The 20,205-nt window shown below is 39.5% G+C and carries 24 protein-coding genes and 1 pseudogene; 21 read left to right on the forward strand and 4 right to left on the reverse strand.

Annotation, left to right across the window (positions count from 1 at the left end; translation table 11 throughout):
* Positions 1 to 2: 2 nt before the first annotated feature.
* From GN277_RS28010 to GN277_RS28015, 3 genes and pseudogenes are all read right to left on the reverse strand, one after another.
* Entirely contained in the window at positions 3 to 764 is a 762-nt protein-coding gene (locus tag GN277_RS28010; RefSeq protein ID WP_159757491.1) for a helix-turn-helix transcriptional regulator, read from the reverse strand.
* Between the two features lie 5 nt (positions 765 to 769).
* A pseudogene (locus GN277_RS31050) lies at positions 770 to 867 on the reverse strand (DUF2992 family protein); the annotation flags it as partial.
* Between the two features lie 38 nt (positions 868 to 905).
* Positions 906 to 1,079 (reverse strand): helix-turn-helix domain-containing protein, encoded by a 174-nt coding sequence (locus tag GN277_RS28015; protein WP_159757494.1) that lies wholly within the window; start codon positions 1,077 to 1,079, stop codon positions 906 to 908.
* Positions 1,080 to 1,503: 424 nt separating this feature from the next.
* Between GN277_RS28015 and GN277_RS28025 the strand changes: the two genes are divergently transcribed.
* The 17 genes from GN277_RS28025 to GN277_RS28105 all read left to right on the forward strand — a co-directional run bounded on the left by GN277_RS28025 (position 1,504) and on the right by GN277_RS28105 (position 16,347).
* Positions 1,504 to 2,190, forward strand: a complete 687-nt coding sequence (locus GN277_RS28025; protein ID WP_159757497.1) for a response regulator transcription factor — start codon at positions 1,504 to 1,506, stop codon at positions 2,188 to 2,190.
* A 5-nt stretch (positions 2,191 to 2,195) separates the two neighbouring features.
* Complete coding sequence (locus GN277_RS28030) at positions 2,196 to 3,425, forward strand: sensor histidine kinase (RefSeq protein ID WP_159757500.1); 1,230 nt, start codon at positions 2,196 to 2,198, stop codon at positions 3,423 to 3,425.
* Positions 3,426 to 3,511: 86 nt separating this feature from the next.
* Entirely contained in the window at positions 3,512 to 4,195 is a 684-nt protein-coding gene (locus GN277_RS28035; RefSeq protein ID WP_159757503.1) for an ABC transporter ATP-binding protein, read from the forward strand.
* A complete protein-coding gene (locus tag GN277_RS28040; RefSeq protein WP_159757506.1) occupies positions 4,192 to 6,558 on the forward strand; it encodes an ABC transporter permease in 2,367 nt (788 codons plus the stop codon). Before GN277_RS28035 ends, GN277_RS28040 begins: the two co-directional genes overlap by 4 nt.
* A 260-nt stretch (positions 6,559 to 6,818) precedes the next feature.
* A complete protein-coding gene (locus GN277_RS28045) occupies positions 6,819 to 7,016 on the forward strand; it encodes a flavodoxin (RefSeq protein ID WP_159757509.1) in 198 nt (65 codons plus the stop codon).
* Between the two features lie 312 nt (positions 7,017 to 7,328).
* Positions 7,329 to 8,591, forward strand: a complete 1,263-nt coding sequence (locus GN277_RS28050; RefSeq protein ID WP_016220485.1) for an AAA family ATPase — start codon at positions 7,329 to 7,331, stop codon at positions 8,589 to 8,591.
* Between the two features lie 7 nt (positions 8,592 to 8,598).
* Positions 8,599 to 9,264 (forward strand): RloB family protein, encoded by a 666-nt coding sequence (locus tag GN277_RS28055; RefSeq protein ID WP_159757512.1) that lies wholly within the window; start codon positions 8,599 to 8,601, stop codon positions 9,262 to 9,264.
* A 20-nt stretch (positions 9,265 to 9,284) separates the two neighbouring features.
* Positions 9,285 to 9,743: a P-loop NTPase fold protein gene (locus GN277_RS31055; protein WP_159757515.1), complete on the forward strand. Its 459-nt coding sequence runs from the start codon at positions 9,285 to 9,287 to the stop codon at positions 9,741 to 9,743.
* A 32-nt stretch (positions 9,744 to 9,775) separates the two neighbouring features.
* Entirely contained in the window at positions 9,776 to 10,114 is a 339-nt protein-coding gene (locus tag GN277_RS31060) for a P-loop NTPase fold protein (RefSeq protein WP_280178669.1), read from the forward strand.
* Entirely contained in the window at positions 10,107 to 10,889 is a 783-nt protein-coding gene (locus tag GN277_RS28070) for a hypothetical protein (protein WP_159757518.1), read from the forward strand. Before GN277_RS31060 ends, GN277_RS28070 begins: the two co-directional genes overlap by 8 nt.
* A 223-nt stretch (positions 10,890 to 11,112) precedes the next feature.
* Positions 11,113 to 11,859, forward strand: coding sequence for a hypothetical protein (locus tag GN277_RS28075; RefSeq protein ID WP_159757520.1), 747 nt, complete (start codon positions 11,113 to 11,115; stop codon positions 11,857 to 11,859).
* Positions 11,856 to 13,145 carry a Qat anti-phage system QueC-like protein QatC gene (gene qatC / locus GN277_RS28080; protein ID WP_159757523.1) on the forward strand — a complete coding sequence of 430 codons (1,290 nt, stop codon included), beginning with the start codon at positions 11,856 to 11,858 and terminating at the stop codon, positions 13,143 to 13,145. The genes GN277_RS28075 and qatC overlap by 4 nt, the downstream gene beginning before the upstream one ends.
* Positions 13,138 to 13,878: a TatD family hydrolase gene (locus GN277_RS28085; protein ID WP_159757526.1), complete on the forward strand. Its 741-nt coding sequence runs from the start codon at positions 13,138 to 13,140 to the stop codon at positions 13,876 to 13,878. Before qatC ends, GN277_RS28085 begins: the two co-directional genes overlap by 8 nt.
* A 49-nt stretch (positions 13,879 to 13,927) precedes the next feature.
* A complete protein-coding gene (locus GN277_RS28090; protein WP_159757529.1) occupies positions 13,928 to 15,061 on the forward strand; it encodes a DUF2971 domain-containing protein in 1,134 nt (377 codons plus the stop codon).
* 234 nt (positions 15,062 to 15,295) lie between these two features.
* Positions 15,296 to 15,607 (forward strand): YodL domain-containing protein, encoded by a 312-nt coding sequence (locus tag GN277_RS28095; RefSeq protein WP_159757532.1) that lies wholly within the window; start codon positions 15,296 to 15,298, stop codon positions 15,605 to 15,607.
* Positions 15,608 to 15,756: 149 nt separating this feature from the next.
* Complete coding sequence (locus tag GN277_RS28100) at positions 15,757 to 15,948, forward strand: hypothetical protein (protein ID WP_159757535.1); 192 nt, start codon at positions 15,757 to 15,759, stop codon at positions 15,946 to 15,948.
* Positions 15,949 to 16,113: 165 nt separating this feature from the next.
* Positions 16,114 to 16,347 carry a flagellar export protein FliJ gene (locus GN277_RS28105; RefSeq protein WP_159757538.1) on the forward strand — a complete coding sequence of 78 codons (234 nt, stop codon included), beginning with the start codon at positions 16,114 to 16,116 and terminating at the stop codon, positions 16,345 to 16,347.
* Positions 16,348 to 16,467: 120 nt separating this feature from the next.
* On the opposite strand, the gene GN277_RS28110 is transcribed toward GN277_RS28105, so the two are convergent.
* On the reverse strand, positions 16,468 to 17,019 hold the full coding sequence (locus tag GN277_RS28110) for a helix-turn-helix domain-containing protein (protein ID WP_159757541.1): 552 nt from the start codon (positions 17,017 to 17,019) through the stop codon (positions 16,468 to 16,470).
* A 147-nt stretch (positions 17,020 to 17,166) separates the two neighbouring features.
* Between GN277_RS28110 and GN277_RS28115 the strand changes: the two genes are divergently transcribed.
* From GN277_RS28115 to GN277_RS28130, 4 genes are all read left to right on the forward strand, one after another.
* Positions 17,167 to 17,859 (forward strand): AzlC family ABC transporter permease, encoded by a 693-nt coding sequence (locus tag GN277_RS28115; protein ID WP_159757544.1) that lies wholly within the window; start codon positions 17,167 to 17,169, stop codon positions 17,857 to 17,859.
* On the forward strand, positions 17,856 to 18,182 hold the full coding sequence (locus GN277_RS28120) for a branched-chain amino acid transporter permease (RefSeq protein ID WP_159757547.1): 327 nt from the start codon (positions 17,856 to 17,858) through the stop codon (positions 18,180 to 18,182). The genes GN277_RS28115 and GN277_RS28120 overlap by 4 nt, the downstream gene beginning before the upstream one ends.
* Positions 18,183 to 18,304: 122 nt before the next feature.
* Entirely contained in the window at positions 18,305 to 18,880 is a 576-nt protein-coding gene (locus tag GN277_RS28125; RefSeq protein WP_016220488.1) for an HDIG domain-containing metalloprotein, read from the forward strand.
* Between the two features lie 380 nt (positions 18,881 to 19,260).
* A complete protein-coding gene (locus GN277_RS28130; RefSeq protein ID WP_159757549.1) occupies positions 19,261 to 20,160 on the forward strand; it encodes a tyrosine-type recombinase/integrase in 900 nt (299 codons plus the stop codon).
* Positions 20,161 to 20,205: the final 45 nt, after the last annotated feature.

Genomic DNA, 20,205 nt, shown 5'->3' on the forward strand with positions numbered 1-20,205 from the left:
TATCAGTTCACTTCTTCTGTAACTTTCAAAAAAACGCTATTCTTCACAGAAATACTCGCAGACATTCCCATCATCTTTTTTGTAACCGTTGCAAAATGTGATGGTGTATCAAAACCAGCTATCATTGCCGATTCCGTAATACTTTTACCATTCAATAATGCTAAAAAGGCTCTTTGCATTTGATGAAACTGAATATAGCTTTTTAAGGGCATTCCGACCTGTTCCTTAAATAAGTGCGACAGTCGGCTTGGTGACAACGCCACTTTATCAGCAAAAGAAGCAATCGAATGTGTATCGCAATTGCACCGTTCTATTTCGTATAACAAATCCTTAACCCTATCATCATATATTTTAGCTTGCTCCTTTACCCCTAAGAACTTATATAGTTGTATCATAAACTCTCTATATTCTCTCAGTCCATCGCTATCAATAAGGCAAAATAATAAATTTTGGATGTATTCAATATCTTGATTATCAAAAATATAATACTTCATTCCTCCCATTCGTTCCTCCAATTGAATGGCTAAACTTGAAGTCGGCTCAATTATCATAGTAAAATATATGTTGTTGCCTGTTGAAAAACTATGTAATATGTCGCGGTTTATAACAATACATCTACATGAAATTTTATTATCTTCTACACCTATCTCCAAATTTTTTTCTATGCTTAAAAATAACTGCATTGTCCAATGCTTATGTGGGACAGATTCAATTTGGTCTGTTATGATTGAGATTTTATCTCTGTCCCAATATATTTTATTCATAGATGTTACCTCCCTCTATGCTTAGCTTTTTCTTTTCTTGTCGCATAACGTATTGTCGTTCTTTTTCGGCTTCTTTTTGTTCTCTGCTTTGAACTTTCCTTTCTATGTTTGCCTTATTCATGCTGAAACTTTAATACTCACTTAGGATTTCTTCTTTCTTCTATCAATAGGCTTCTCGGCAGTTATCGGTATAAGCCAAACACGGTTGATGTTTATTGCTCCCTCAATACGATTTTCTTTGCATAACCGCTGCACCCACCTAAGCGATACGTTCCATTTTTCTGCGGCTTCCTGTGCTGTCATATATTCAAACATTTTTGACCTCCTATTGCGTACTGTATATAGTATAGCCGCTTGAACGAACTGTATCAAGTAGATAAATATGAACATTCATTATAACTATCCGAAAAGAAAAACGACAGAGCTTTTACCCTCTGTCGCCATGTTGCCTTGCCTATGTGTATATAATTTCTTCGTTCACAATCTCCCTTGCACACGCCCTTATGTTATTCATTTTCCCTGAAATCCAAACTTTTCTGAAAATGGCTAGAGCAGAAGCCTGCTGCCTGATTTATGCAGAATGGTGTCAAACGTGATGTAAAATACTAGAATGTGATATATGAAAGTCTTGTAAATACTGGAAATATTGGCTATCTGAGAAAAATATATATTGTTCCATGAGAATAATGTATAATATATTTTAACAGAGTTATTATGCGAATAAAGGGAGGCGTTTGATTTGCTGAAACTGTTACTTCTTGAAGACGATATCAGTCTGATTGACGGTCTGACATATTCTCTGAAGAAAAGCGGATTCGATGTAGATGTTGCCAGAACGATAAAGGAGGCAGAAAAACGAATTGCGAAGAGCAGCGATTTTGATATCCTTCTTTTTGATGTGACACTGCCGGATGGGAATGGATTTACCTTGTGTGAGAAACTCAGGGAATCTGGAAATCAGGTTCCTATCATTTTCCTGACGGCATCCGATGAGGAAACAAGCGTAATCCGCGGTCTTGACTGCGGAGGTGATGATTATATTACAAAACCGTTCAGGCTTGGAGAATTGTGTTCCCGTATCCGCGCACTACTGCGGCGCAGTAATAGGAAGAATGAGGAAGGAAATATCCTGCGTTCGGGTGAGCTGATAGTAAACCTTGCAGAAGGGAAAGTATTCTTAGGAGATAAATTGGCAGAGTTTACAGGGGCAGAATACAGGCTTCTCTGTCTGCTGCTGCAAAACAGCGGGCGTGTTCTTACCCGTGGGATGATTCTGGACAAACTGTGGGACGGCGCAGGGAACTTTGTGGATGATAACACACTGTCCGTATATATACGCCGCCTGCGTGAAAAACTGGAGAAGAACCCGTCTCGGCCGGAACATCTGAAAACAGTCCGGGGATTTGGATACCAGTGGGAGGAGTGAGAGGTTTGAAATTTCTATATGAAAAGCAGACACGAAGGTTTTATCTGTTTCTTGTAGTGATTTGTTTGCTGCAGATCTGCGTTTTGGGAATCTGCGGCATTTTTCAGGCACAGGATATCAGAAGAATTCTTATAAAACGCGAGCTTGCGGCAGCTTCTTATCTGTTGGAACAGGAAGTTTCACCTGCGCTGGTGGCTTCTGCATGGAATCATGTGGAGGTAACGGAAGACGGGAAGCAATTGCTGGAAACCATCGGACATACGGAACATACGCAGAGTTATCTGCTGCTGCTTGTAGAACAAACGTCCGTTTGGCAGATTGCAGCGCTGCTTTCAGCAGGTCTGGTGTTTGCGATTATGGTGTTGGGCGGTACGGGATTGTTTTTGCGAAGAAGAGAGCAGATGTATGAGAGTATTGAAACGGTGATTGCAGAGTATGACCAGAACCGGTTTGAAAACCATCTGCCCGCAGGAGAAACAGGGGCAATTTTCCAGTTGTTTGGCAGTATTGAACAGCTTGCTATGTCGCTGCAGGCAAAGAGTGAGATGGAACATAAAGCAAAGATGTTTTTAAGAGATATGATATCGAATATTTCACATCAGCTGAAAACGCCTCTTGCAGCTCTAAATATGTATATGGAGATCATAAAGGATGAGCCGGAGAATGAAGAAACGGTGAAGATTTTTTCTCAGAAATCCATGAAATCTCTGGAACGGATGGAGCGGTTAATACAGTCTCTTTTAAAAATGGCGCGTCTGGATACTGGGAATATAGTTTTTGAAAAACGGGAGTGTTTTGCTGCAGAAGTCGCAGGGCAGGCAGTGAACGATCTGCTGGAACGCGCGAAGCAGGAGGGAAAAGAGATTTTGATAGACGGCAGGCCAGAGGAGAGACTGCTCTGCGATCAGGAGTGGACGAAAGAGGCGGTTGGGAATCTTATAAAAAATGCGCTTGATCATACGGAAACGGGAGATGTTATCCGTGTATCGTGGAAAAGAACCCCTGCAGTTTTTCGCATGACAGTAGAAGATAACGGGTCAGGCATTGCGCAGGAAGACATCCATCATATTTTTAAACAGTTTTATCGGAGCCGGTCTTCCAGTGACCGGCATGGGACAGGGCTTGGGCTTTCCCTGGCGAAATCAATTGTGGAAGGTCAGGGGGGAAATCTGTCTGTGGAGAGCAGGCCGGGAGAGGGGAGCGTCTTCTGGCTGACCTTTCTTACGAATCTGTAAGCTTCCATTCACCGGAATGTAAGGTTAAAATGCTATTCTTTTTTTGTCCATCCAAAAAAGAATAGTTGAGAAAGGCAGGGGATTGTATGGAAATATTAAAAGTAGAAAATCTCTGTAAGGTTTATGGAAGCGGGGAGGCCCGTGTAGATGCGTTAAAGAATGTTTCTTTATCCATGCAGAGAGGAGAATTCGGAGCGGTCGTCGGAGCATCCGGTTCTGGGAAAAGCACGCTTCTGAACTGTATTGGCGGGCTGGATGAGGCAAACTCTGGGAACGTATTTTTAAATGGAAGAAACATATTTGCGATGGGGGAAAATGAACGGACAGTCTTCCGCAGACAGAATATCGGGTTTATTTTTCAGTCCTTTCATCTGATTCCAGAGCTTGATGTAGAGCAGAACATTATCTTCCCGCTTCTGTTAGATTACAAGAAACCGAATCAGGAACGGGTGGATGAGATTTTAGAGGTACTGGGGCTTACGAACAGACGGAAGCATTTGCCGGGACAGCTTTCTGGCGGACAGCAGCAGCGGGTGGCCATAGGGCGTGCTTTGATTACGAGGCCGGCGCTGGTCCTGGCGGACGAGCCGACCGGGAATCTGGATTCCCAGAGCAGCCAGGATGTAATGGATCTTTTGTGCAAGGCGTCACGGCATTATCAGCAGACTGTTTTAATGATTACCCATAATATGAACCTGACGTCCCAGGCAGACCGGGTGTTCCAGGTTACGGACGGAGAGCTTAGTGAGCTGGGAGGTGTGTCGGATTGAAGCATTATCTGGATTTGATACAAATATCGGCGAAACAGCATAAGAAACAGAATCGGATGACCAGGCTCTGCATCGTGCTGGCAGTGTTTCTGGTCACGGTGATCTTTGGGATGGCGGATATGGAGATTCGTTCCCAGATGATACAGGCGGTTAAGAGCGATGGAAGCTGGCATGCAGGTTTTTTGGTGGATGAAGAACAGGGAGCGCTTTTGAAAGCACGACCGGAGGTGGAGCATATCGCGCGGTATGGGGTGCTGAATTATCATCTGCGAGACGGTTATCGGATTGAGGGAATTGAAACGGCAGTCTGTGGGTTTGACAAAGAGCTTTTGGAAATGTTTCCGGCAGCGGAGCTTACAGAGGGAGCATTTCCGGAAAATACCGAAGAGGCAGTTCTGAATGAGAGTGCAAAGACTCGGCTGGGCGTGCAGGTGGGAGATACTGTCAGCATGGCAACTCCTCAGGGGGAGATGAAGCAGTATCATATTACCGGGATTACGAAAGATACGGCATTAGAGGCAGAGCATGACGCGTTTGGCATGTATCTGAATACGGACGGATTTTCTGCATTGCGGCCGGAAGAAACAAAATCGGCACAGGAAGTGCTTTATTATGTAGAGTTTCGGAAGTTTTGTAATATCCAGAAAGCAATCCGTGAGATCAGCGCGCAGTTTGGCCTGGAAGAGGGGCAGGTGCGTCAGAATGTAAAGGTTCTTATGCTAATGTTTCAGAGCCAGGATACCTACATCCTGCAGTTATATTTTGTGGCGGTAGTTTTGGCGGCGTTAGTCGTGGTTGCAGGAATCTTTATGATTACAGCAAGTATGAACAGTAATATCGCACGGCGGACAGAATTCTTTGGTATGATGAGATGCCTTGGAGCAACCGGAAAGCAAGTGATCCGATTTGTGCGAAGAGAAGCGCTTGGCTGGTGCAGGACGGCCATTCCAGCGGGCATTATTGCGGGGATTTGTATGGTATGGGTTCTTTGTGGAATGCTGCGTTGTCTAAGCCCGGGGCTTTTTGAAGGATTGCCGGTGTTCGGAGTCAGTTATATAGCGGTCGCAGCCGGAATGATCGTGGGATTCGTTACTGTACTTCTGGCTGCAAGGTCTCCGGCTAAGCGTGCTGCGAAAGTGTCTCCGTTAACAGCAGTTTCCGGAAATGCAGGAACCGTGCAGGCAGTGAAAAGGACGGCAAATACACGGATTTTTAAAGTGGATATGGCGTTGGGGGTTCATCATGCTTCTGGAAATAAGAAGAATTTCCTTTTGGTAACAGGTTCTTTTGCATTCAGTATTATCCTGTTCCTTGCATTTAGCACAGCTATTGATTTTATGCATCATGCGCTTACGCCGCTTCGTGCGTCCGCTCCTGATCTTTATATTTATAAGGAAGATTATACTAATCAGATTCCGTCAGAGCTTGATGAAGTAATCAGAAAATACCCGGGCGTGAAGCGTGCATTTGGCAGGGGTTATGCAGAGTTTACGGTTCCAGGAGAAGGGAGCACGCTTATCGTGATTTCTTATGATGACCAGCAATTTCAGTGGGCAAAGGATTCTCTGATTGAGGGAAATCTTCAGGATGCGATAGATGGAAAAGGCATGCTTTCCGTACATCGGGAAGGGAATACATTTGCAGCAGGCAGCAATGTCACGGTATCGGCAGGCGGCAGGGAGCAGGAAGCTTCCATCGTCGGTACCCTTGGAGATGTTCCGTACAGTTATGGAGTGGACGGTAATACAGACAGTATGACAGGGATGGCAGTCTGTTCGGAAGAATTGTTCCGGAAACTGACAGGAGAAGACGGGTATGCGGTTCTTGATGTACAGCTTAATCGGGATGCAACGGATTCACAGGTGCAGGAGATCCGCAAGGTAATGGAACAGGAATGTAGCAGTAGTGTTGCATTTTCTGACAAACGGATCGGAAACAAAGAAACGAAAGGGGCGAGCTATTCGATGTCCGTATTTCTCTATGGTTTTTTGGCAGTGATTGCTCTGATTGGTTTCTTTAATATCATCAATAACATTGCCATGAGCGTGTCGGCGCGGATGAGGGAGTATGGCGCGATGCGGGCGATTGGAATGACTGTGCGGCAGTTAAACAGGATGGTATTGGGTGAGACAATGACCTATACGGTCTTTGGTGTTCTTTTAGGATGTGTGATTGGGCTGCCTCTTAATAAGGTTCTGTTCCAAAACCTTGTGACTTCCAGATGGGGAGATGAATGGAGCGTTCCGGGATGGGAGCTTTTGGTGATTGTGTTCATTATGCTTGGCTCCGTATGTCTGGCGGTTATGGGGCCGGCGAAGCAGATCAAGAAAATGACGGTGGTGGATACAATAAGCAGGGAGTAAAAAGACGGTAAGGCCTTGGATATCGGAGGAACAGTTGGGGGCAAAAAACAATATCCGCTAAAAAGTATAATTCCGACATTATGCCGTGAGAACATTTTAGCGGATATTTTTATATACGGAATTGCCTTGGAAAAATTGTAGGCACCAAAAACCCCGCTGCCGGAGCCGTTCCGATGAAGTCGCTTACTGCAGTTGCCAGCTCTTTTCGGCGGGGGCCGGTTACATTGTAACTGATTTCCATGGTACTGGCTTCGGAAAAGGTGGCAAAAATGATCGCCGCCGCAGTTGGAGCCGATCTGTTCAAGATTGAGCAAAAGGTTCCGTATGCCGCCGATTACAATACTTGTATTGAGCAGGCAAAAAATGACTTGAGGGCAAAGGCGAGGCCAGAGCTGGTATCCGTGCCGGAAAGTCTGGATAGCTATGATGAAATTTATTTGGGCTACCCTAAACTGTAGCCCCGTTTTGAGTGTGTATTATGTGTATCGTGTTCCCATAAGGGCAGGAAAAGGAACAGTATACACAGATAGCTGTAAAAAGTGTGTATAGCGTTAGCAGATAAATAACATAAAGTGAGGATAGCAATAGATGTATCTGGCAGGAAGTAGCTGGACCCATCTTTTTTTATTGTAAATTTATGGATAGACAAAGATAATTATGTTAAAATGCGATAATAAAATACATATAAGTGAGAATAAATCGAATTTACATGTTGAAAAAATGATAAAATGTGATACAATAGTTAGTAAAGAAAAATGTGAGGTGCAAGCATGCTTATACAATTTAATTTTAAAAATTTTAAATCATTTCGAGATGAAGCAATTTTGGATTTATCTGCGGCAAAGATGACAGAATTTTCTGACAGGGTGGTTTCGGAAGGAAATGAAAAAATTTTGCCTATGGCGGCTATATATGGTGCAAATGCCAGTGGAAAGTCTAATATATATAATGCGTTTGAATATATGGCAGATTATGTGATTGAATCTTTCAAATATGGGGATGAAGAAGAAAAATTTGAGGAATATCGGCCAACTCCATTTTTGTTTGATAGTATTTCAGGTAATGCTGAGTCTAGTTTTGAAATATATTTTACAATTTCAGGGGATAAGACAGAAAAAACATATAATTATGGCTTTTGTGTTGACAGACATGGAGTTACAGAGGAATGGCTGAATTCGAAGGCTAAGACAGCGCGTAAGTTTAAGTCTGTTTTTTATCGTTCTATTGAAGAAAATACACTGGACTTGTCAGGTCTTCCAAAGAGCAGTAGGGAGAATATTCAGGTGGCATTGGAGAAGCAGGTTTTAATTGTTTCTCTTGGAGCAAAATTGAAAGTGAATAAGTGTAAAGACATTCGGGACTGGTTTCTGGCAAATGAGTTCGCAGATTTTGGGGATCCATTTACCAATTTCTTTTTGTCACGTCGTTTGCCGAAAGGCTTTGTAGACGATGATAGTGTGCAAAAGAAAGTGATAGAGTATTTTGCCTCTTTTGATGAGCACATTAAAGATTTTGAGATAGAAAGGGTTCCGCATGACACTGAAACGAAAGAAGAAACATATAAAATCAGTGCATTGCACAAAAAAATAGATTCTGATGAATTTGCAGCTATTCCTTTGGGCATGGAATCGGCGGGGACATTGAAAATGTTTGCATTGTATCCAGAATTACAGGATGTTTTGGAAAAGGGAAGCGTATTTTTCATTGATGAATTAAATGCTCGTCTGCATCCGTTACTGGTTCGGAACTTTTTGCTTACTTTCCTGAATCCAGAAATCAATACGAATCATGCACAGTTGATTTTTACAACACATGATACATGGCAGCTGTCTAATCAGCTTCTTCGGAGGGATGAGGTGTGGTTTACGGAAAAAGATGGACAGGGGATTTCTAAATTGTATTCTCTGGCGGACTTTGTAGATGAATCTGGTGCCAGGATTCGAAAAGATGAAAGCTACGAAAAAAATTATCTGATTGGAAAGTATGGTGCGATTCCAACATTAAAGAGTATTGATATCTTTAAGGAGGGATGATCATAATATGGCAAGAAAAGACAGGACTGGTAACCGAAAGACCAGAGAACAGCGACAGCCATTAAAGATTCCGGAATTGGGTTATTATTTGGTGGTTACAGATACAGAGGCAACAGAAAGATGCTATTTTCAGGGACTGCATAAAGAGCTTCCGAAAGACATACAGAATAAATTAGTAATCAAGGTAGTGGAAACTAAGACAAGGGTAATGATTGATAAATGTCTGGAAATGACAGCATATGATGCGCAATATCGTATGCCTTGGATTGTGTTTGACAGGGATGAGGTAAAAGATTTTGATGAAATCATAAAGGAAGCGGAGGCATTGGGCATAAATGTGGGCTGGTCAAATCCATGTTTTGAAATATGGATGTACTCCTATTATGGAGCAATGCCAGCTATTATGGAATCTTGGGTATGCTGTGATGAGTTTGAAAAGATTTTTCAAAGAAAAACAGGACAAAAATATTCAAAATCAGATGCGGGATTGTATGAAAAGATTTCCCGGACAGGAGATGAAGAAAAAGCTCTACAAATAGCAAGGCAGAAGTATGGGCAGTGTGTTCGAGAAGGAAAAACGATACCATCTAAGATGTGTCCATGTACGACGGTTTACCAGTTAGTGGAGGAAATAAAGAAAAAGGTAAATTTACCCAATAAATATTTACTATAGGCAGAATCATGGAGGAATTTATGTGGAGAGATAGTGAAACAGAAATTGATTATTTAGATTATGGGTATATTGTTGATATTATGATTGATACCATAAATGATGAAAAGTTGCTTCCATCTTGTATAGGTTTGTATGGTGACTGGGGAAGTGGCAAATCGAGTTTGATGCATATGTGTATGAAAAAGCTTAAAGAGCAAAAAGATGATACAGTCTGTTTATTATTTAATGGCTGGTTGTATGAGAGCTATGACGATGCAAAGACGGCAATTTTATCATCAATATTAGATGGAATAAAAGAAAACCGAAAATTGGAAGGAACAGCGCTTGAGATAATACGGGCACTCTATCAAAGTGTTGATAAATTTAAACTAATTAAAGGAGGAATAAAATTTGGAATTGATTTGGCACTAACAGGTGGAATCGGTTCAATTGCTAATTTGACAATGAAGTCTGTAATAAAAAAATCAAAAAAGTTTTAGGGGAATTAGATGAAGAAGCAGTAATTAAAGATATAAAGGAGAAGTTAGATTATAAGGAACTGCGGGAAGATATAAAAGAGTTCAGAGAGAAATTTGCAAAGTTGATAGAAGCGGCAGGAATTGAGAAACTTGTTATTTATGTGGATGAATTGGATCGATGCAGTCCAAATACTATTTTAGATACATTAGAAGCAATGAGGCTGTTTTTATTTAATGGAAAAGTAGCTTTTGTAATTGGCGCTGATGAAAGACATGTGTCCTATGCAATCAAAAATAAATTTAAAGACATAGAGGGCATTAATATGGATATTGGAAAAGAATATCAGGAAAAAATTATCCAATATCCGATTCTGAATACCAAGTATGAATAAAGATGAAACAGAATTTTATATATTGTGTCTTTTAGCAGAAAATGAATTAGAAGAACAGAAGTTTAATGGTTTGTTATCATATTTGCAAGAAAAAAGGGCGGAAAGTCCATTGGAATTTTCAATAGATATGACAGTTTTAAAGGGATATGATGACAGAATTGCAACAAAACTAAATGAGAGTCTTATATTGTCAAAGCAATTATCAGGAATCTTGTCAAGTGGATTAAATGGCAATCCAAGGCAATGTAAAAGATTTTTAAATACAATGGATATGAGACAGAAAATGGCGAGATTTAAAAGAATAACCTTGAATAGTCAGATATTGGCAAAGATAATGGAGGTAGAGTATTTTAATCCATCTCTATTCCGAAAAATGGTTGAGTTATTAGGGAAGAACTTACTGGAAACAGAACTGAGAGCTCTTGAATCAGAAGATGAATCGGCTCTAAAAGCTCTTATTCCATGGAAAGACGACTTATGGGTGAGACAGTGGATTAAAATCAAGCCACCTATAGGAGATAAGAATCTGATGGAGTATTTTTATTTTATGCGTTCATCTGTGAATGATAAAACACTTGTTGATATACAAAAAATGTCAGAGCAGGCAAAGAAAATTTTTGATGGATTAGTCAAACATTCAGATAGTATATTTAGGGAGGCAAAAAAGAATGTTGATAAATTAAGCATGATGGATCAGACGCAAATATTAGAGGGGCTATATAATGATTTGCTATCAGATGAAAAATATTTAAGTGATAAATTTAAGTTTTTGTGAATTGGGGTGTACTGAATGAGCAACTTCAAATTACTACGTTGGCATATTTTGATGATATCCGGGGGAACAAATTGACAATATCTTTATTGCCGTTTGTGGAGTCCTTTTATACAGAATGTAAGGATAAATCTCGATGCAAAGAGATTATGCGTAAATGGGCAGAGGAAAATAGTGATATTTCTAATGAACTACAAAAAATACTAGATTAGAGGAGGGGCTGTACATGGGAACCTCAAGCAGTCATAGGGGAAATAAGGATAAGAAGGAATTGTTGCCAAATGATTATGTAAAACCTATTGTTAGTTGGCAAGCCACAAAAACAGAATTTTCAAAATACATCAATGGAAATGGAGGAAGTATCAGAAAAACAGTAAGTAATTATGTGAAATCATCAGGAGGAGCCGGAGAACTATTAAAAAGTTCTAGTTCTGGAATACGAGCAACTGCCAATATCAGTAGGTTGTTTGCTGGTATACAACGTGATGGATATGAAAAGACATTTGAAAACCTAGGAATAGAATATCAGGGTAAGGGTGCAAAAGAGATATGTTCTGATTTGGTTAATTATGTATCTGCTCCATCTAATTCGAAAGAAGATGCCGTTGCAAGAGAAGCAGAAATAAATGCAATGTCTAAGATATATCAATTTATTGAAAGTAATGGCCTGGATATAAAGGCTTTAGACAAAATTGATAATAATTTGATGGATGAAGTAGTGGGGGCATATGTGGAATGTTATATATGGGGGCGCATATTAAATGATTTGGAGTATTGCCTGGAGAAGAATTCTGACGATATCGAAAGGACATTACAGATTGAAGATGAAATGAAATCGTATGTTTCAAATGTTGTAGACGTAGCATTCCATTCCTCAGGAATAAGAGAAAAGATATTTGGAAATAAGACAATAAGTGCTGGGGTAGAGGAATTATATAAAAAATGTTATTCCGCATTGGAGGATATGAAATGAAAGTAGTTTGTAAGCTGTCAGAGGATGATACATATACTGTATCCGATTGTAGATATATTAACATAAACAATAGCAAAGAGTTTTGGTATAGATTTTGGGATACAAAAAATGTTTTTCCTGTTTTTTATCAGGATGAAGCTTTAGATTTGTTATATTTATCATTGTTTGTTTTTGGGGCAGACCGTTTAATGTTACGTGAGAATGGAAAAGATGCGTGGAGTAGAGATATAGAGCTTCATGTACCTGTCTTAGCATATGAAAAATGGAATGGATTAAAAAGTTCTGTAGAGGATATGTTGGATTTTTTGACAGGTGATCATTGGATAATTGAATTTCGGTCTAGAAGTTATGTAGAGAAAGAAATTAAGGCAAGAAAAAGATGGGAGAGAGTAAAGAATCATAATAATGATATTTCAAAAATCTGCATGTTCTCTGGAGGGTTAGATTCATGTATAGGGGCACTAAATTTATTGAGTTTGCAGGAGAATAGGGAAAAAATTCTTTTTGTAAGTCATTATGGTGGAGGCAAAGGGACAAAAGAATATCAGGACACATTAAAAGAAAAATTTATCCATTTCTATGGTGTTAAAGAAGAACTGTTTATACAAAACCATGCCTCGGTAATGGACGGGAAGGAAGATACTACAAGATCGCGTTCGTTTATGTTTTTTGCTCATGCGATAGCTTATGCCAGTGCTATGAATAAAAGTATTGAACTAATTATACCGGAAAATGGACTGATTTCACTTAATATTCCATTGGCACATACAAGATTAGGCAGCAGCAGTACAAGAACAACTCATCCGTTTTATATGAAAATGTTGCAGAAATTGATTTTGGATTTAGGATTGGACATAAGGATTATCAACCCCTTTCAATTTAAGACAAAAGGTGAGATGATTTTAGAATGTAAGAACCGAGATCTCTTGCAGACAATTTTAGAACATACAATGTCCTGTTCTCATCCGGACAATGGAAGGAACATAGGAATGAAATATACAATGCATTGTGGATATTGTTTGCCTTGTACAATTAGAAGGGCAGCGATATTAAGAGGAGATTTGAAAGACACAAGTAAATACTATGATAATAGCTATAGTTTTCTTCAAGTGGCAAGACAGGCTATGAGAACCTATCGGTATGCGCTTGCAAATTTTGATGAAAGCACAGCATTTCTTAAAATACAAAGTTCTGGACAAATAAGTGAAAAGGTGGAAGAATATGCTGATTTATATGTAAGAGGAATGAAGGAATTAAAACAGTATTTGGAGAGTGTAAATGTTTGAATTTAGTATGGATGCCCATATGCATTTTGATTTGTATGAGAATAGAGATAAGGTATTGGAATATATAGAATCGAAAAAATCATATACAATTGCAGTAACAAATTTACCGGAACTATTTCAAAGATATGATAAAAAATATGCAGATAAAAAATTTGTGAAAATTGCTTTGGGGTTTCACCCGGAATTGGTTGCAGAATATAAGTACCAGCAAGTTCTATTTCATCAATTAGTCGATAAAACGAGATTTATTGGTGAAGTTGGTTTAGATTTTGCTGGCGCTTCTGACATAGAAAAGAATAGCCAAATTGCAGTATTTCAAAATATTCTTTCATGGTGTACGAATAAGGAAAAGATATTGAGTGTTCATAGCAGAGCAGCAAGTAAAGAGGTTATCTCTATATTGGATGGTTTTAATGGTAAAGTGATTCTGCATTGGTATTCGGGAAGAATTATGGATTTAGAAACAGCTCTTTCTAGGGGATATTATTTATCAGTAAACCATCAAATGCTTGAAAGTGAAAGAGGGAGAAATATTGTTAATAAGTTACCAGTTGATAGAATTTTAATTGAAAGTGATGCTCCTTTTACTAAAGGGATGAAAAGCAAGTATACACTGAATTTTAATGAGAAAATATATCTGTATTTGGCAAATAGATATAATCAAGAAATTGATATCGTAAAAAAGAGGATAAAGGCAAATTTTGCAGAAGTTTTAAATAGCATATTGGATTAAGAAATGCAGAAGAACAGGTAAATGAGGATAAGGAGAGAATATATTTGAAATGGTTAATAGGGAAGAATTTGCAAAATTATTATATGGAACTATAATAAACAGTACAAGTGAAGACCAAATTGCATTTGAAAAATTAAGCCGAATATGTAACTGGATTCTGGAAAATACTCCTTCAACATTATATCGTTTTAGAAGTTGTAATGAAAATTCAGTAAATGCATTAAAGAAAGATGAAGTCTGGGGAAGTAGTATATTACAATTTAATGATCCATATGAGTGTGTGCCATTTTATGACATGGGATTAATAAATAATAATATCAATAGTATATTGAGTCCACAGGAAGTCTTAATAAAGTTGAAAGATGTAAAAGCAGGAAAAGTTCCTGAGCAATTAAGAGAAATTTGTTCACCAGATGTGTTGGAACAGATGGTTCAAAGCATTCCAGATGGTCTTGCAGAGGATATCATAAGAGAAAAAATTGTAGACTTTAAAGAGAAAATAAAGGAATTTGTTTCAAAGGATTTTAATAAGATTATTGAGAAGTTTTATATAGATATTCAGAGTGCAGAAGCACAGAGGCAAATTGCATGTTTTTCAGAACAAAATGATTCAACTCTCATGTGGGGGCATTATGCGGATAGTCACAGAGGATTTTGTCTAGAATATAATTTTCAAGAAGTGCTTAAAAAATGTAGTTGTGATTGTAATGATAGAAGAGGGTGTAATAATTTTATGCTGAATTTTTCAATCGCACCAGTAATCTATAATGATATACGTTTTGATGCAACAACATATTTATCGACAGTATTGCAGGATTATCTATGTAAAGTATCTCAGATACCAATGGAGTTATATCATGAGGATACATTAATTATATCAAAATGTCTGCTGACAAAGTCTAAAGATTGGGAATACGAAAAGGAATGGCGTCTTTTCTCACGTGCCTATAATGAGCAGTATAAACCGTATCGTATGCTTACACAGCTTAGACCAAAAGCATTATTTATGGGTGTTAAGATGGATAAGGAAAAAGAGTTAGAATTATACTCAATATGCAAAGAGAAAAAAATTAAATGTTATAAAATATTACAAGATTTTCAAGGAAAGGAATTTACAGTCAGTGCAGTTCCATATGAACAGATAATTACTTGGGGAGAGATGAAAAAACTTGGGATTGTTTAGAATTGGCTAGTAAAAATAAAGTATTGAGTATGGACTCTTTTTATTTCTGTTGGGAAGAAGGATATGAGGAATGCATAGACAATGGCATAAGTAAAACATAGAGCAGAGCTTTATTGTTGGATATACACAAATTAAAGGAAATTTTTTTGTTGCATTCTGTGAATGGACTTCTGGAGAGACTGCAGGTATAGTTTGTACTGCGGCGCTGCAAGTAAACACAGGAAGGTAATACTATTGACAGAAGATCAAAAAATAAGGCAGACCATTGATCAGTATAGCAGCTACTTTGAAAATTCCGATGCAGATGTCGGGCATACGAAAAAAGGCGTCTGGTTTTTCTATGAGTATGACAAGGAACACGATTATTCTACACGACACTCCTTATCCGTATCTGATATCGAGGAAGTGAAAAATGGGGAATCAGCCGGCTTTTACTTCTGTGATAGCATTGGATTTAAGAAGGTTCCATTCCATCCAGAACAGACACAGAAAGCAGATAACGTTATCCGCATTCTGGTGGTGGAGCCGCACCGGAAACCTTATTAATCGGAGATCCCAAACACGCTGGAAGGGGAACAGAGGGCTGTGTAGGGGCGGATTGAATATCGGCAATGGCGATGGGACGCTTCTGGTAATCAATGAAGAAAACAAGCTGAACGGCATGGAGGGCAACCGGCGTATCGATGGGATGTGGTATGCGGCCCTTTTTTGTTGCCGGAGATACCGGGGACGAGATCTGCTCGTTAAGCGATGAGCAGCTTGCCGGATATGTCAAGCAGTTTGCACAGCTGGATGAGGACATCACCCCGGAAGAAATAGAATCCTATGCCGGGATGTCTATTGCAAAATCCGAGATTTTACGTTGGGGTTTTTTCACGCCTGAGTGAAGATGATTTAAGTACTGACTTATTGAAAGAAGATTAAGTGGCTTGAACGGACAATATTGCTCCATCGTGGATTTGAAATATTAAAGAAAAATGGAAAGAAAAGTATAGTAATTTCACCGGATCGGTGGTAGGATGTAGATAATATTTTTGATTGGAGGACGAGCAATGGCTGGAAGACGTAAAAAACAAAATAATCTTACATTGGAAGAGCAGCTGGAAGCTGTGGAAAAGGATATCGCAGAATGTAAAGAACATATGAAAGTATTGAAAGAAAAGAAGAAGGAATTAAACAGCCAAATTGAAGATGCTCAAAAAGAAAGATTGTACAAGGCAGTAGCTGAGTCAGGAAGAAGTATTGAGGAAATCCTTGAAATGCTTTCAAAGGAAGATTCAGAATAGATGATAAGCCATTATAGGAATAGGTATCCTATAGTGGCTTTTTTTAAATTTGACAAAATATTGGCAGACAATAGTGAACGTGGATTATAGTGAGTCTGTATTGGAAGGCAGATGAAGATGTTAATTAGGGTAGTAGTTGATTACCATGAAAGCCGCCATTATATTTTTCTGATTGATGTAAGTATGACCGATGGAGGAGTCGAATACAAGAGAATCTCCTTCTTCCAGTGTATAATCCCCTGTTTCCGTATGAAGAATCAGCGCCCCGCGAATCACATAAACATATTCTTGGGCTTTTTTGGAATGTCCAATAGAGGCATTGGAGGATTGGGCGTCTAATTCTACATAAAAAAGTTCAAAATTCCGGACGGGAGTACTTTTGAAATAGCAGTATACCCGGTAATGCTCGGATTCCCCTTTCTGTGCAGTAGTTTCTGACCTGCGTATAACAGTCGCCTCTTTTTCGATACCGTCCATTAGTCGGGTGTATGGCACATTCAATCCATTGGCAATCTTCCAGATGGTGTTGATGGTAGGATTGCTGCCGCCTTTTTCTATATCTGACAGCATCGCTTTGCTGATACCTGATATTTTTGATAGCTGTCCCAGTGTCAGGTTCCGTTCTGTTCTTAAATTTCTCAGATTAATTGCTATAACTTTTCCCAGTTCCATAAAATTTCCTTTCTGCTTGACAGATATATCGAACAGTTGTAAAATATAAAAAACAAAATCGTTCAAAATATCAGACGAATGTACAGTATGATATTCCACATTATAAAAAATATCGAAAAGGAAGTCAACAAAAGGGAGAAAAATTTGATGAAAACAAAAGCATTTAAGGCGGCATTGCCTTATACACTGCCGATTTGTGTGGGTTTTTTATTTCTTGGGATGTCCTATGGGTTTTTGATGAGGAGTAAAGGCTTCTCATTTGTTTATCCAATGCTTATGAGCATGTTTATATTTGCTGGTTCTATGGAATTTATCACAGCAGAACTCTTGCTGTCTGCTTTTCATCCGCTGCATGCTTTTTTTCTGGCATTGATGGTGAATGCCAGACATCTGTTTTATGGGATATCAATGTTGGAAAAATATAAAAATACGGGATGGAAGAAACCATATCTGATTTTTGGCATGTGTGATGAATCTTTTACTGTCAATTGTACGGTAACGCCTCCTGCGGATGTTGATAAAGGCTGGTTTATGCTTTTTGTAACACTGTTGAACCAGATTTACTGGGTCTCTGGAGCGACGCTTGGGGCTCTTTTGGGATATGTCATTCATTTTGATACAACGGGGATTGAGTTTGTCATGACAGCTTTATTTGTAGTGATGTTTATAAATCAGTGGGAGGAGGCAAAAGACCACCGGCCGGCTTTGACAGGTCTTGGATGTTCTCTGCTTTGTCTGCTGATATTTGGGAGCGGGAATTTTATTTTGCCGGCGATGGCTTTGATTATACTGTGTTTTTCTGCTGATAAGAAGAGAAAAGATAAGGGGGCGGTATTATGACAGCCGTACAGGAGATTGTTACAATAATTGTAGTGGTGGCTGGCACTATGCTTACAAGGTTTCTTCCGTTTATTATATTTCCGGAAGGGAAGAAGCCGCCGGCATACATATCTTATTTGGGAACGGTACTTCCATATGCGGTGATTGGGCTTTTGGTGGTTTACTGCCTAAAGGATGCTTTTGCCGGAAAGTATTTTGTGATACCGGAGATGATTGCAGTTTCCTCTATTGTTGTGCTTCATAAATGGCGAAAGAACACGTTGCTCAGCATCGGGGGAGGAACGGTTTTGTACATGTTTTTGGTACAGGTTTGTTTTCGTTAGCATTTCCTTACGGGAATGTCATGCCGCCGTATGATGGGTACCGCGGCCATTTATACAATTTTTTAATTTGCCGCTGAACCAGCGGTGGGAAACATTACATTATTATACTAGGAGGTTTTACAATGGAAAGAAAGTTACCAAGGGAAGAAGCGTGGGGGCTGCTGACGGGATATACAAAGACATTGGCGCTCCAAAGGCATGCATTGGCTGTGGAAGCAGTGATGAGGCATTTTGCACGTTTAAATGGCGAAGATGAGGACGTATGGGGTGTGGCCGGGTTGCTGCATGATTTGGATTATGAGAAATATCCAGAGGAACATTGCAAAAAGGCAGAAGAAATCATGCAGGCGCGGGGAATTGATGAAGCCTATATCCGTGCTATGAAATGTCATGGCTATGGACTTTGTACGGATACGAAACCGGAAAGCCGGATGGAGAAAGTATTGTTTACAGTGGATGAACTGACGGGTCTGATTAATGCGGTATGTCTGATGCGCCCATCCAAAAGTGTATTGGATCTGGAAGTAAAGTCTGTAAAGAAGAAATTTAAGGATAAGTCTTTTGCGTTCGGCGTCAATCGAGATGTTGTCCGCAGTGGCTGTGAGATGCTGGGGATGGAACTGGATGAAGTGATTCGGGAAACTATAGAAGGCATGAAGGAGAAGGCTGCGGAAATAGGACTGAAGGGGAATCTGTAGTTTGGCTTAAGACCCCGGGTATAAAAATATAGTTATGTGTATTTAGCGTATAGTTTTTGTGGAAATCCAGCGGGCTATGCGCTATTTTGTTAGACCTAGAGTCTGTTTATCAATTACGGAGTTTTTAGAGTTCCGAAAAATGGTATATTGATTTGATATTGCTCCTTGCCAAGTAGACAGGTAAATTCGCTGCGTGTTGATTATGAAAAGATTTTAAGGAATCTGTGGTAGGGAATGCTAAAGTAGAAGATAGTGCGGAGTAATCAAATTTATAGTATCACTTGAATTTGACATATAATATATGTTATAGTATGAATATATACTTATAACATATTGTGAATCCGCTTCCGCGGATCAGTCAACAAGGGAGGGCAGGCCAAATGAACAACATACACGCTTCCGACCAGTTTCTGCAAGTAATCTGGCCAGATTTTACTGCACATTTCCGTAATGAAGTCAGTATTGCGTCATATGAAGTAGATGTGGCCGAATTTATGCGGTTCTGCGAGAGTGATTTTTTACAGCTGGACTATGAAAAAGCAGAAGCCTATTTTGAATATCTGCAGAAGAAACTGGAGACAGGAAAGATGCAGCCAAGCACAATGGCAAAGAAAATCCGGGAATTGCATTCCCTGGCTGAATATATCTGTGATGAGCGTGGGAAATACAAGGTCCCGGCATCATTTCGGGACTACTTCCTTCCTTATTTAAAAAGGATTGCAAAGATAGATAAATACGCAAAGACGATCCCGGTAGAACATATTGATAAGATATTTACCGAAGCGCAGGATGACCTCCAGGCATATTGTATTTTTGCCCTGCTTCAGAGGGTAGGGCTTTCATCGACAGAGATTGTAGGATTGAAGCTGTGTGATATTGTTGCATATGACAATGGTGTGTATGCGGAACTGCCAAGCCGGAAGGACCCCTGTTTTATACCGGAGGATGTGTTTGTGATTTTAGGGCAGTATATTGCCCAGAGGCAGGAACAAGAATATCTGTTCTATAACAGCCGCGGGAATAAGCTGAATACCATGTATATCAGCAGGCTCATGAAGAAATATACAGAACTTGCCGGCGTACCGAATTACAGTGCAGAAGCGCTGAGAAATACTTGTGCGGTCACAATGTTTGCATATGAAGCAAGCCCGGAGCAGGTAGCCAGGCAGATGGGGGTCACACAGATTCAGATCAAACGTTATAAGAATCTGTCTTACCGGGACAACGTTGTCCGTGCAGCGAATGAGTTAGTGAAAGTAAGGGTGGAGCCTCCGAAGTAGGGAAAGGCTGCGGATACATTTCACCCTAACAGTAAGGTTTTGTAT

This window comes from Sporofaciens musculi (assembly GCF_009830285.1).
Classification (GTDB): domain Bacteria; phylum Bacillota; class Clostridia; order Lachnospirales; family Lachnospiraceae; genus Sporofaciens; species Sporofaciens musculi.